This window comes from Marinitenerispora sediminis (genome assembly GCF_003336425.1).
GTDB classification, from domain to species: domain Bacteria; phylum Actinomycetota; class Actinomycetes; order Streptosporangiales; family Streptosporangiaceae; genus Marinitenerispora; species Marinitenerispora sediminis.
Window position 1 is genome coordinate 1 of the sequence record NZ_QEIO01000353.1, and the last position, 548, is coordinate 548.

General features: G+C 52.2%; 1 protein-coding gene. It reads right to left on the bottom strand.

What is annotated here, in order from left to right; genetic code table 11:
• Positions 1–164 precede the first annotated feature (164 nt).
• Positions 165–548, bottom strand: a 384-nt coding sequence (gcvH, locus tag DEF28_RS26770; RefSeq protein WP_449405551.1) for a glycine cleavage system protein GcvH, incomplete at its 5' end; no start/stop codon positions are given.

The following is a 548-nucleotide window of genomic DNA, read 5'->3' on the forward strand; positions in this document are numbered from 1 at the left end:
CTTTCCAAACCTTTATCAATGATAGCTGCGCAGGCAGCAGAAAAAGACGGACTCCGCGCAGCATGATGTAAGCCGCGTACGAAATCCGCCTCTATATTACACAGGTACCCCTACCTCGGCGAAGGCAGGAGTGCCTGTTTTCATTTGCACAAATTGTCCACCTGTTATTCCCCGATCAGTTCGCGGTAAGCAGCCGCATCCAGCAGTCCGGCTACAGCTTCGCTATACTCGCCGTCAAGCTCAAGCTCAAAAATCCAGCCCCCGCTGTAAGGCTCGTCATTAAGCAGCTCGGGACTTGCTTCCAGTGTATCATTAATCCGGGTAACCTTTCCCGAAACAGGTGAATATAATTCGGAAACTGTCTTTACAGACTCAATGCTGCCCACACTGTCACCGGCGGAAACAGCAGCCCCTACCTCAGGAAACTCAACAAACACGATATCTCCGAGCAGGTGCTGGGCATGATCTGTAATCCCGACCCGTACTACGCGTCCTTCACCCTGCTGAGCCCATTCGTGCTCTTCACTGTACCGCAGGTTGTCTAACAC